Origin of the sequence: Streptomyces sp. CA-142005, assembly GCF_050942335.1 — a bacterium.
Lineage (GTDB): Bacteria > Actinomycetota > Actinomycetes > Streptomycetales > Streptomycetaceae > Streptomyces.
The window spans coordinates 7,691,368-7,703,208 of record NZ_CP192078.1; the positions used below are offsets into that span (position 1 = coordinate 7,691,368).

At 68.9% G+C, this 11,841-nt stretch carries 10 protein-coding genes; 9 read left to right on the forward strand and 1 reads right to left on the reverse strand.

All coding sequences use genetic code 11. The features are described 5' to 3' along the window. The first annotated feature begins 289 nt into the window (after positions 1–289). The 7 genes from ACQPXS_RS35825 to ACQPXS_RS35855 all read left to right on the forward strand — a co-directional run bounded on the left by ACQPXS_RS35825 (position 290) and on the right by ACQPXS_RS35855 (position 8,501). Positions 290–652 carry an ArsR/SmtB family transcription factor gene (locus tag ACQPXS_RS35825; protein ID WP_433453624.1) on the forward strand — a complete coding sequence of 121 codons (363 nt, stop codon included), beginning with the start codon at positions 290–292 and terminating at the stop codon, positions 650–652. Continuing rightward, a complete protein-coding gene (gene mgtA / locus ACQPXS_RS35830) occupies positions 645–3,320 on the forward strand; it encodes a magnesium-translocating P-type ATPase (RefSeq protein ID WP_433453625.1) in 2,676 nt (891 codons plus the stop codon). The genes ACQPXS_RS35825 and mgtA overlap by 8 nt, the downstream gene beginning before the upstream one ends. Next, positions 3,302–3,772 carry a hypothetical protein gene (locus tag ACQPXS_RS35835; protein ID WP_433453627.1) on the forward strand — a complete coding sequence of 157 codons (471 nt, stop codon included), beginning with the start codon at positions 3,302–3,304 and terminating at the stop codon, positions 3,770–3,772. The genes mgtA and ACQPXS_RS35835 overlap by 19 nt, the downstream gene beginning before the upstream one ends. A 64-nt stretch (positions 3,773–3,836) precedes the next feature. Then, positions 3,837–4,520 carry a transglycosylase SLT domain-containing protein gene (locus ACQPXS_RS35840; RefSeq protein WP_433453629.1) on the forward strand — a complete coding sequence of 228 codons (684 nt, stop codon included), beginning with the start codon at positions 3,837–3,839 and terminating at the stop codon, positions 4,518–4,520. A gap of 592 nt (positions 4,521–5,112) precedes the next feature. Further along, positions 5,113–6,825: an LCP family protein gene (locus ACQPXS_RS35845; protein WP_433453630.1), complete on the forward strand. Its 1,713-nt coding sequence runs from the start codon at positions 5,113–5,115 to the stop codon at positions 6,823–6,825. Positions 6,826–6,949: 124 nt separating this feature from the next. Next, entirely contained in the window at positions 6,950–7,231 is a 282-nt protein-coding gene (tatA, locus tag ACQPXS_RS35850; protein ID WP_433453631.1) for a Sec-independent protein translocase subunit TatA, read from the forward strand. 148 nt (positions 7,232–7,379) lie between these two features. Then, the gene (locus ACQPXS_RS35855; protein WP_433456095.1) at positions 7,380–8,501 is read left to right on the forward strand and encodes an acyltransferase family protein; all 1,122 of its coding nucleotides are present in this window, start codon (positions 7,380–7,382) and stop codon (positions 8,499–8,501) included. A 25-nt stretch (positions 8,502–8,526) separates the two neighbouring features. On the opposite strand, the gene ACQPXS_RS35860 is transcribed toward ACQPXS_RS35855, so the two are convergent. After that, entirely contained in the window at positions 8,527–9,078 is a 552-nt protein-coding gene (locus ACQPXS_RS35860) for a hypothetical protein (RefSeq protein WP_433453633.1), read from the reverse strand. 248 nt (positions 9,079–9,326) lie between these two features. Here ACQPXS_RS35860 and ACQPXS_RS35865 point away from each other — a divergent pair, with 248 nt between their 5' ends. Continuing rightward, entirely contained in the window at positions 9,327–10,682 is a 1,356-nt protein-coding gene (locus ACQPXS_RS35865; protein ID WP_433453635.1) for a hemolysin family protein, read from the forward strand. After that, the gene (locus ACQPXS_RS35870) at positions 10,679–11,698 is read left to right on the forward strand and encodes a hemolysin family protein (RefSeq protein ID WP_433453636.1); all 1,020 of its coding nucleotides are present in this window, start codon (positions 10,679–10,681) and stop codon (positions 11,696–11,698) included. The genes ACQPXS_RS35865 and ACQPXS_RS35870 overlap by 4 nt, the downstream gene beginning before the upstream one ends. Positions 11,699–11,841 lie beyond the last annotated feature (143 nt).

The following is an 11,841-nucleotide window of genomic DNA, read 5'->3' on the forward strand; positions in this document are numbered from 1 at the left end:
CCACCATGACCAGCAGGGCGGCGGTCGCCGCTTTGGTGCCGGTGCTCTGATCGGTGCCGGTGCGGCCGGTCTCATCGGCGGTGCCCTGCTGAACGAGGCGTTCGACGACGACGAACCGGACGTCATCGTCAACAACTACTACGAGGACTGACGCGTCGAGCCCTGTGAGCCCGGCCGGCAGCCACCCGGCCGGGCGTCTTGCTTGCGGAGGACCGCCTGGAACCGACGCCTACACTGTGTAGGCGGCATGTACGTCGACTGTGAAGTGCGGGCGGGAGGGGACAGGACTGTGACGGACAACGTCGGTGGCTTCGAGGACCCGTCGGCCGACGTGCTGGCGGCTGCTGCCGGCGCCTTCGGGCTGCTCGCCTCGTCTGTCAGGCTCCACTTGATGTGGGCGCTGTCGCAGGGGGAGAGTGACGTCACGCATCTCGCCGACCGGGTGGGTGGTGCCCTGCCCGCCGTGAGCCAGCACCTGGCCAAGTTGAAGCTCGCCGGGCTCGTGCGCTCTCGCCGTGAGGGCCGGCGGCAGGTCTATTACATCGACGACCCGGACGTCGTGACGCTCGTGCGAGTGATGATCGGGCAGCTGACGGCACGTTCTCACCAGGGTTCCGCGCCAGTACGGCTCCTGCACGGGACCAGTGGCTGAGACCACCGCGGCCTCGGACCGGGACGCCGACCCGCCCGTTCCGGTGGCCGTATCTGCGGTAGGGGCTGCAGGCTCCGAGGTATTTGGGGCGCCGAGTCCGGGATCCTCCGCGCCGACGCTGCTGGAGGTACTGCGCCGTCTGGACAGCGGTCCGCGCGGCTTGACGGAGGCTGAGGCCGAGGCACGCCTGGCCCGGTTCGGCGGCAACACCGTTCCGGCTCGCGTCGAGGCTTCCTGGCCTCGACTGTTCGTGCGCAGCCTGCGCGATCCCTTCACCGCGGTCCTGCTCTGCCTCGGGTTGGTCTCAGCGGCCGTCTTCGCCTGGGGCACCGCCTCGGTGATCCTCACCCTCGTCGTGGTCAGCTGCGCGCTGCGCGCGACGGGCGAGCACCGCGCCGACCGGTCCACAGCCGCATTGCGTCAGCTGGTCGCCACCACAGTGACCGTGGTGCGGCGCGCCGACGAGGACGCGGTACCCACATCTCGCGAGATCCCCGTGGACGAACTCGTGGTCGGCGACGTGATCCGCCTCGGTCCGGGTGACCTCGTACCCGCGGACGTACGCCTTCTGCGCGCGAGCGGCCTGACCGTGCACCAGTCCGCCCTGACGGGAGAGTCGGCTCCAGTCGCGAAGCACACCGACGAGACACCTTCCCGTGCCGGGAGCGGACTGTTCGATCGGCCGCAATGGTGTTTCCAGGGCAGCAGTGTCGCCTCCGGCAGTGCCACCGCGGTTGTCACCGCGACCGGTGCGAGCACTCGCTTCGGTGTCGCGCACGGCCGTGCGGCGAGCCGGCCGGAGCCGAGCGCCTTCGACCGTTCTGTCCACGGCGTCTCCTGGATCCTGATCCGGTTCATGCTGCTGACACCGCCGCTGGTGTTGATGGCCAACGCGGCGTTGCGCGGACGCGGTCTGGAGACGTTGCCGTTCGCGGTAGCAGTGGCGGTGGGGCTGACCCCGGAGATGCTGCCCGTCCTCGTCACCACCTGCCTGTCCCGCGGAGCCTCACTGCTGGCCCGGGCCCACGGGGTGATCGTCAGACGGCTCCCCGCCCTGTACGACATCGGCGCCGCTGATGTGCTGTGCCTGGACAAGACCGGCACGCTCACCCAGGACCGGCCCGTCGTCGACCGAAGCCTCGGCCCGGACGGCCGCGACGACCCCGACGTCCTGCGCTGGGCCGCCGTCAACGCCTGGTGGACCCTGCAACTCGCTGACCTGCCCGAGCCCGACGCCCTGGACGAGGCGATCCTGGATGCGGTCGACGAGGACGACCTTCTCGCGTACGACGGTATCGCCGCTGTCCCCTTCGACCCGGCCCGCCGCCTCGCCACCGTAGTCGTCCGCACCCGCGGTCGCCTCGGTATGCACACCCTGGTCGTCAAGGGAGACGTCGAAGCGGTCCTGGCACGCTGCACCCTCTCGGACGAGGAACGCGCACGCGTGCGCGACCTGGTGGCCCGGCAGGCCGACGACGGGCTGCGCATCCTGGCCGTCGCCACCGCCGAGCGCCCGGCCCGCAACCGCGACTACACGCAAGCCGACGAGAAGGGGCTCACCTTCCATGGCCTGATCAGCCTGCGGGATGCGCTCGCGCCCACCGCCGCCGAGGCGCTGAAAGTCCTCACCGGGCAAGGAGTCACCGTCAAGGTCCTCACCGGCGACCACCCCGGCACGGCCGCCCGGACCTGCCGCGACCTTGATATCCCGGTGCCCGAGGACGCCGTTCTGACTGCGGACGCCATCGACACCCTCACCGACGCCGAGTTGGCCGACCTGGTCGCCCGCACGACCGTCTTCGCCCGCTGCACCCCCGACCACAAGGCCCGGATCACCCAGGCACTGCGCAGCACCGGGCACACCGTCGGCTTCCTCGGCGACGGCGTCAATGACTTGCCCGCCCTGCACGCCGCCGACGTCGGCATTGCTCCGCAGGGCGCCGCCGACGTGGCCCGCGAGGGCGCGGACGTGGTGCTCGCGAAGAAGGACCTCACAGCGATCACCCATGCCGTCGACGTAGGCCGGCATGCGGGCGGCAACATCGCCACCTATCTGAAAGTCACGCTGTCCTCCAACCTCGGCAACGTGATCGCGATGCTCTCGGCCGGCCTGCTGCTGCCCTTCCTACCGATGCTTCCCGTACAGGTCCTCACCCAGAATCTCTGCTTCGACGCGGCCCAGCTGACCTTCGCCCACGACCGCCCGCACCCGTCGGTACTGCGCCGGCCGACCGTACTGCGCCCTCGCGACCTCCTGCGCTTCATCACCGGGTTCGGACTGCTCAACGCCATGGCCGACGTCGCCACCTTCGCCGTACTCGCCTTCACCCTGCATGGGCTGGGCACCGGCGGCGACGAGGCGGTGTTCCACTCCGGCTGGTTCACCGAGAACCTGCTCACCCAGGCCCTGGTGATGGTGTTGCTCCGGGCCGGTCGTCCAGGAGCACAGAACCGCAGGCCCGGCCCAGTCGCCTGGGCCGTGATCGCCCTGTCCGTCATCGGCCTGGCGCTGCCGCCTTCACCGCTCGGCCCACTGGTCGGCCTCGCCGGACTGCCGACCGTCTACTACCTCTTGCTCAGCCTGGTCCTGGCTCTGTACGCCGCCGCTCTGCTGTTGGCCAGGGCTCGTCACAAGCGATCCCACGGTGCATGGACATCGGGGCTGTGAGAGGCGGGCGGGGCGCCGGGCTGCGGGAGCGCTGGGTTGGACTGCCGCTGTGGGCGCGGTGGGTTCTGGCGGCGTACGTCGTCGGCTTGCTTGAAGGAACCTGCGCTCACCTTCTCGATCTGACCCGAGGCGGGATACACGCCTATGCGTCGTATCCGCTCGTCTCACAGGTGCTGTTCATCGGCATGGTGTTTCTCGACCCGCTGGCCGCCGTGCTGGTGGGGCTCCTGCGCAAGGAGGGTATCTGGCTGGCAGGCGCGGTAATGGTGTTCGACGTCTGCGCGAACTGGTTCGGCAACTGGAGCTGGGTGCGGAATCATCCCGTGAGGCTCGTGCATCCTGTCGGTCTGTTGCCCATCACAGCGTTCGGCCTGTTCGTCGTCGTCTTCTTGATACCCATGCTCCGCACCGTCGCCGCATCCATGCAGCCACGCACAGACGGTCTCGTTTGACGTCGGTCTTAAATCTCCTGCTGTACAAGGGCGCTGGCCGACGACAGATGACAGGAGGGCATGTATGTCCGATTCCAGGGCGCCGAGGCGCATGCGGTGGCTACCTTTCATGGTCTTCGCCTTGGCGCTGTACGTCATCGTCCGCGCCGCCGGCACCCCGCAAGGCGACGCCACACCGCCTCAGGCCAAGGCATCGCGCTCTGGGCGAACTCCGTCGGCCGGCTCGTCCGTTCCGTCACCGTCCACGACGCCCGCCTCTTCTTACGATCCCGCCGACTACGCTTCCCAAGTTCGCACCCGTGCCCGGCAGGCGGGCGTCAGCGCGCAGCTGGTGATGGCGATCCTCTGCAACGAGTCCTACAAACCGCACGACCCGTCCTTCGAACGAGCCTGGCAGAAGTACAAGCCCGACGCCGCCTTCGGTATCGCCAACATGCACCGTGCCACCTTCGATGAGGTCAGGACAGGCCGGGATTTCACACGTCGCCGCTGGGAGGAACTGCCCGACGATCGCGACCTGGCAATCGAAGCCGAAGCCTGGTACCTGCACGATCTGGCAACTCAACTGCCCGCGCACTGGCCGGCTTCCTATACCAAGAACGACCTCTTGGCGCTCGGATACAACGCCGGTCCGGGCAACATGCTCGCTTTCGCCCGTGGCGCCACCCTGGGTAGTCAGGCCCGGTCGTACCTGGACCGGTTGCACGAGAACTGGGCGAAGGCGGGAAGGTCCGTCAACCCAGGATGAGTTGCCGAGTTGCGCAATAATCGCAGTCGGCTGGGGTAAGACCCCGTGATCGGGGGAGGAAGGGCGTCCATGCCGCGCGGTGACATTCGGCGAGTGCGTGATGCGAATCTGCGGCTCGGCGCTGCCCTGGCCGAGGTGGAAGGGCTATATGCGGCGTTACTGAGAGCCGGTACCTCCGAGCGACGTCGGGGGTTGCAGGCAGAGCTGGCCCGTGCCGCCGGTCGGCTCGCGGTTGTGGCGGCCGTGCCGACAGAGACTCCGCCACCACGCCTCGTCGGCCAGCGGTCGCGCCGGGCACGGCGACGGGCCCTGGCGGAGCGTGGCGCCGCGTGGATCATCGAGAGGTACGGAAAGAACGATCACTGAGGTCAGCCGGGCTGACCGGTCACATGGCGCTGTTCCGCCCGCCCATGAGATCCCTCACCTGTGAGATACGCACGGCTCTGTACAGCCCACGCCACGGGTTTGTTAGATTGCGCAACTACGCAACCAAGGTGGGGCCCACCCTCGCCTGTCCGTAACCAGCCGCGCGTGCCCGGCCATACTACAGATGGCCCGGCCTGACGAGCCCGACCGTTCATGGGAGTGGTAGATGAGCGACCCGTGGGACGGCCCGACCCGCCAGGCCACGCGCGGCCACACCACCACCCGGGTCCCGGGACAGCGTACGTCCGAGGCGGAGGGCACCCGCCCACCGGGCGGCCGGGCCGCGGCTCGGGCAGCCTCCCGGTCGCGGGGCGGAACCCGTTCTCGGCGCCGTGCCCGTCCGGCCGGCCGCGGCCGACGGGTGCTCAAGATCGCCGCAATCACCCTGTCCGTGCTGATCGTGGTCACGGCCGGTGCGGGCTGGTGGTTCTACGAGCACCTGAACGGCAACATCAACAGCGTCGCCCTCGACGGCAAGGGGGGCAGCGAGAAAGCCGACGCCTTCGGCCGCACCCCGATCAACATCCTGGTCATGGGCTCGGACGGCCGCACCAGCAAGGCCGACTGCAAACTCGGCGGCGGCTGCTCGAAGACGGGAGTCCAGACGGGGAGCAACGCGGACGTGGAGATGGTGGTGCACATCTCCGCCGACCGTTCCAACGCGACGGTGATGAGCATCCCGCGTGACACCATGACCCGGGTCCCGGCCTGCAAGGACACTGAAAGCGACCAGTCCACATCCGGCTACTACGGCCAGATCAACAGCGCTCTGCAGTACGGCCCCGCGTGCCAGGTGGCCACCGTCCACCAGCTCACCGGCATTCCGATCGACCACTTCGTCAAACTTGACTTCTCCGGCGTCGTGAAGATGTCCGACGCCGTCGGCGGCGTCTCCGTCTGTGTCAGCGACGACGTGTACGACACCTACTCGCACCTGAAGTTGTCCAAGGGCGCCCACACTCTCAAGGGTGTCGCGGCGCTGGAGTTCGTGCGCTCCCGGCACGGCTTCGGCGACGGCAGCGACCTGGGCCGTACGGCGACCCAGCACCTCTTCCTCAGCTCGTTGATCCGCAAGTTCAAGAGCGCGGGCACGCTCACCGACCCCACCGCGGTGTACGACCTGGCCGACGCCGCCACCAAGGCACTGACCGTGGACGACGGCCTCGGCAGCGTCAATAAGCTGATCTCGCTCGCGTCGGACCTGAACAAGGTGCCGACGAAGCGGATGACGTTCACGACGATGCAGACGGCCCCCGACCCCAACAACAAAGACCGGGTGGTCGTGGGCACGGGTGCCAAGTCCCTGTTCACGACCATCGCCAACGACCAGTCGCTGACCACGGGCTCCGGCAAGAAGTCGGCGGCGGCCTCGGCGACCGCGAAAGCCACCGCTGCGGCCGTGCCCGCGTCGCAGATCGCCGTCACCGTGGAGAACGGCACCGCGGTCACCGGCCGCGCTTCGGACATCGCGTCCGCGCTGACCGACCAGGGGTTCAGCTCCGGCACGACCACGGCCAACGCGCCGAGCCCGGCGACGACCACCGCACTGACCTACGGCACCGGCCAGAAGGCGGAGGCCACCACGGTCGCCAAGGCGCTCGGCCTGTCCACCTCGCACCTGAAGCAGGGCACCGGCACTGGCCTGACCCTGGTCATCGGCAGCGACTGGCCCAGCGGCACCAGCTTCCCGGGCGGTGGCTCCTCGCCCGCGCCCGCTGACACCAAGGCCGCCGTAGGGGGCGCCCACGCCTCCACCGCCGACCAGGCCAAGACCTGCGCCAAGGTCAGCCCGTACAAGACGGTCAGCCTCAACGGCGTCCCCATGACACCGACCCAGGCGTACGCGGCGGCGAGGAACAAACCCGACTCAGACGAATGAGACCGGGCCGAGCTGCAGCCGGTCCGGCTGGGGGCTTGTACAGTTGCGCAAGGTAGCAATAGTCGACGGCAGGTACGGCATTCCTGGCCCGCACCGCCGTCAGCGTGGAGAAGGGGTGGGCGGAATGCTCCGCAACGGACTGGAACCCTGGCACCTGCTGATCGTGGCGATCGTCATCATCGTGCTGTTCGGCTCGAAGAAGCTGCCCGAGGCCGCGCGTGGGTTGGGCAAGTCGATGCGCATCCTCAAGAGCGAGGCCAAGGCCATGAAGGATGAAGATAGCGGCCAGTCGACCGCCGCCGCGGCCGAGAGCACGCCCGCCGAGCCTGCTGCGCGGGTCATCCAGGCGGCCCCTGGCGAGACAGTGCCGGCCCGGCCGGCTGCCGAGACCAACCCGGCTCGCTGAGCCGCAACTGGCGTGAACAGGCGGTGTTTACGCGGCCTGAAGTGGGTGGTTCCGGTGCCCGGAGTTCTCTGCGGTGCCCCTCACGTCACTGAGTAAGAGGTGTTCTGGTCTGTCTGGGTTCCATCGGGAAGCGACGTCCGATCAAACACTGCCATCAGGCAGTGCACGCCAGGCGGACCTTTCCCCACCCAGACCGGCGGAAGCAGCGGCCGACGCGGCGACGGCTTCACCGGTCAAGCGGCGGGACGCCTTCTTCGACAACGCCAAGTACCTGGCCATCGTGCTGGTGGCGATCGGGCACGCCTGGGAGCCCTTGCGTGATGGCAGCCGCACGGTCACCGCGCTGTACATGCTTGTCTACGCCTTCCACATGCCGGCCTTCATCGTCATCTCCGGCTATTTCTCGCGCAGTTTCGATGCGAGCCCGCAGCGCATCAAGCGCCTGATCTCAGGCGTCGTCGTCCCGTACGTCATCTTCGAGGTGGCGTACACACTCTTCACCCGGTGGACCGATCATGCCCCGGACCGTGAGATCAGTCTGCTGGATCCTTTGTACTTGACCTGGTTCCTGGCGGCGCTGTTCATCTGGCGGTTGACCACCCCGATCTGGAAGCTTGTTCGCCGGCCGTTGCCGCTCGCGCTCGCCATCGCCATGCTGGCCACCCTCTCGCCCTCCATCGGCAACGACCTCGACCTGCAACGTGTCCTGCAGTTCCTGCCGTACTTCGTGCTCGGCCTCTGCCTGAAGCCGGAGCACTTCCGGCTGGTACGCCGATGGAAGGTGCGGATCCTGGCGGTGCCGGCCTTCATCTGCGCCCTGGTGGTGGCGTATTGGGCGGTACCGCGGATGAACTATGCCTGGTTCTTCCACCGCGACAGCGCCGAGCAACTGGCCGCGCCTGACTGGTATGGGCCGGTCATGACGCTGGTGACCTTCGGCTGCTCGACGGTTCTGGTCGCCTGCTTCCTGGCCTGGGTGCCCGCGCGCAGGATGTGGTTCACCGCGCTGGGCGCCGGCACGCTGTACGGGTACCTGCTGCACGGATTCGTCGTGCAGAGCGCGAAGCCCGGGCACTGGTACGACCCGGCCTGGGTGCACCGGCCGCTCGGCGAGGTCACCGTCACCCTTGTCGCCGCCGCGGTCATGACCGTTCTGTGCACCCCGCCCGTCCAGCGGCTGTTCCGCTTCGCGATGGAGCCGAAGCTGGGATGGGCGTTCCGGAGAGACGCCGCCGAGTTGGCGCGCAACCCTGCGGCTGTACGCCGGTGACATGCCCGACGGGAGCGGTCGGCCCTCACTGCGTTCCGACGGGCTCCTCTGCTTCAGACGGCTCCGCCGGTCCGGTCGGTTTGTGCCGGACCAGGCAGGCGGTGCCCCACAGCATGACGGCGGCGCCGACCCCGACGGTCATCCGGACAGTGCTCGCCGACTCTCCGGCGACGCCGATGACACAGCCGACCGCACCCGTAGCCGTCATCAAGGTCCCGGTCACGTGGAACCTCGGCTGCCGGAACAGCGCGGCCACCGGCAGGAAGTGCAGGCCGACGACGACGGCCACCAGGCCGAAGATCAGCTCGGGCCTGCCACTCGCTTCCGCACCGCCGACCACCGCGGCGATGGCCAGCCACTGCAGCGCATTGATCCAGACGAAGCGGCGTCGCACATCACCGGGAAGCGGTCTCCCACCCGGGTGCCGTACGTCACGTCCCGTGCGCCAGACTCCGGCCGCGACGGCAACTCCTGCCAGAGCCGCCACCGGCAGCAGTGACTCACCCAGGGCGCTCGCGCCGAGCAGCCACCACGCCAGGCCGAATCCGGTCAGGAACGCAAGGCCGGTCCGGTCCATCGACACCCCCCTGGGCCCTTGTGGCGTGCCCACCCACCATGTGAGCCGGAAAGGCTCTGCGTCTTCTGCCGTCGCATGAGGCCCGGATGCGCCGGGGAACCCATGTGTGGCCAGGATCGTTTCTTCAGTCCCACTGCTATCAGAGGAGTGCCAGCCTTGTCCGCCAGATCGACGGACCCTTCGGGGAACAGTCCCCGACCACCCCGCCAGGACCTTCCTGAGCACGGCACACGGCGGGGTGGTGTTCGTTGAGTGCCACGAGCGCCGCGCTGGGCCTGCTGGCCGTGTTCGTGCTGACCGCCGCCACCGGCTACTTCGTTGCCCAGGAATTCGCCTACGTCTCCGCCGACCGGCTCGCCCTCGCGCGGGAGGCCGAGGCGGGTGACAAGAAGGCCGCCCGTGCGCTGAAGGTGCTGGAACGGCTGTCGTTCATGCTGTCGGGCGCGCAGCTCGGCATCACCGTCACCGGTCTGGTGGTCGGCTTCATCGCGGAGCCGTCGGTTTCGGCGCTGCTCAAGCCCGCATTGGATGGACTGGGCATCCCGGATGCAGCGGCCGGCGTAATCTCCGTGGTCCTCGCTTTCGTGGGTGCCACGGTGGTGCAGATGGTGCTGGGTGAGCTGGCTCCGAAGAACCTGGCCATCGCCGTGCCCGAGCGGCTGGCGAAGGCACTGGCCGGCTCCACGCTGACCTACCTGCGGGTCGTCGGCCCGGTGGTGCATGTCTTCGACGGCGCGGCGAACCGGCTGCTGCGCAAGGTCGGCATCGAGCCCGTGGAGGAGCTGCACCACGGGGCGACTCTGGAAGAGCTCAGCCAGCTGATCGGCGAGTCCCACGAGCAGGGCGAGCTGCCCAAGGACACCGCCGAGTTGCTCGACCACGCGCTGGAGTTCTCCGAGCGCACGCTGGACGAGGTGATGGTGCCGCGCGCGGACGTCGTCTTCGTCCGCAAGGACGCCACTGCCACCGAGGCAATCCAGCTGATCGGCGAGCACGGCCACTCCAACTACCCGGTCCTCGGCGACCACCCCGACGACGTCTCGGGGGTACTTGGCGTACGCGAGCTGATGGGTCTGCCCGCCGAGAGGCTGGCCGACACACCTGCAGGTGCCGTCGCGCGCCCGCCCCTGCTGCTGCCGGACACCCTGCCGCTGCCGGACGCGGTGGAGCAGATGCGGGAGCAGGACGACGAGTTCGCCGTCGTCCTGGACGAGCACGGCGGCGTCGCCGGCATCGTCACCTACGAGGACATCGCCGAGGAACTCGTCGGTGACATCGCTGACGAGAGCGACACCGTCACCGTGCCCGCCGTGGCCGACGGCGAGGGCTGGCTGGTCGACGCCGGCCGCCGCCTGGACGAGATCGCCGACGCCACTGGCATCGAACTGCCCGAGGAGGACGACTACGACACGGTCGCCGGACTGATCGTGGACCGACTCGGCCGTTTCCCGACCGTCGGCGACCGCATCGTCGTCGACCTGGCCGACGGCAGCCGCGTGACTCTGGAGGTCCGTGCGCTCGACCGCCATGTCCCCGACCGGGTCCGCATGGAGCGATCGCCCGAGCCCACCACCGACGCCGACCGTGAGGAGGAGCAGGCGTGAGTTTCCCGATGGCGCTCTTCGTCACCGTGCTGCTGCTGATCGGCAGTGGGTTCTTCGTCGCCGCCGAGTTCGCCCTGGTTGCCGCCAAACGGCACCGCATGGAGAAGGCCGCCGCCGAAGGCCGGCGCGGTGCCAAGGCGGCACTCGCCGGGATGCGCGAGCTGTCCCTGATGCTGGCCGGCGCGCAGCTCGGCATCACCGTCTGCACCCTGGGCCTCGGCTCGGTGTCCAAGCCGGCGATCTCGCACGAACTCGACCCGCTGCTGCACGAGCTGGGCTTGCCGAGTGCGGTCAGCTACGGCATCGCGTTCGCCGTGGCCATGGTCGTGGTGGTGTTCCTGCACATGGTGGTCGGTGAGATGGCGCCCAAGTCGTGGGCCATCGCCCATCCCGAGCGCTCCGCCATGCTGCTGGCTCCGCCCTTCCGGGGTCTGGTCAAGGCGGTCCGCCCGCTGCTCTGGCTGCTGAACCGGCTGAGCAACGCGCTGGTGCGGATGTGCCGGGTCACCCCGCGCGACGGGCTGACGGCCGTCCACAACCGCGAGCAGCTCACTCATCTGGTGGTCGAGTCGGAGCGGCTCGGTCTGATCAGCAAGGAGGACTCGGAGCTGATCACCAGCTCCCTGACCGAGCCGCAGAACCCGGTCGGCGACCTTCAGGTGCCCGCGGCACTGATCACGTCCGTGGACGCCGCGGCGGACGCGGACACCATCCTGGCCACGGCCGCCGAGCACGACCGCAACCGCCTGCTCGTGCGCGACGGCTCCGCAGTCATCGGCTCCGTCCACGCCCGCGACGCGCTGATCGCCCGCGCGCGGGGCAGGACGGTCAGCGCCCGTGACCTGGCCCGACCGGTGCCGGAACTGACCGAACGGGACACCATCAGCCACGCCATCGAGCAGCTGCGCCAGCGGCGGGCGTCGCTGGCCGTCGTCCGTGACACCGACGGGCAGCTCACCGGCATGGTCACCCTGGACGACCTGCTCGCGCGGCTTTTGCACTCGCAGGCCGCGTAACGACGTTCGTGCGCAGTATTCGGGGTGTTGGCGGTATGCCAACACCCCGTTCACGCCGCAAGACCGCATTGGCAGACGCTTCGGAGTCCTCTGGACAACCGTGAGCTACTTGGCCAGCGGAAGCCATCGCACCGCTCCGATAG

Bases quoted from the DNA above. Each gene is read 5' to 3' on its own strand.
- ACQPXS_RS35835 (WP_433453627.1), top strand. From the start codon at position 3,302: ATGGACATCGGGGCTGTGAGAGGCGGGCGGGGCGCCGGGCTGCGGGAG.
- ACQPXS_RS35840 (WP_433453629.1), top strand. From the start codon at position 3,837: ATGTCCGATTCCAGGGCGCCGAGGCGCATGCGGTGGCTACCTTTCATG.
- ACQPXS_RS35845 (WP_433453630.1), top strand. From the start codon at position 5,113: ATGAGCGACCCGTGGGACGGCCCGACCCGCCAGGCCACGCGCGGCCAC.
- tatA (WP_433453631.1), top strand. From the start codon at position 6,950: ATGCTCCGCAACGGACTGGAACCCTGGCACCTGCTGATCGTGGCGATC.
- ACQPXS_RS35860 (WP_433453633.1), bottom strand. From the start codon at position 9,078: ATGGACCGGACCGGCCTTGCGTTCCTGACCGGATTCGGCCTGGCGTGG.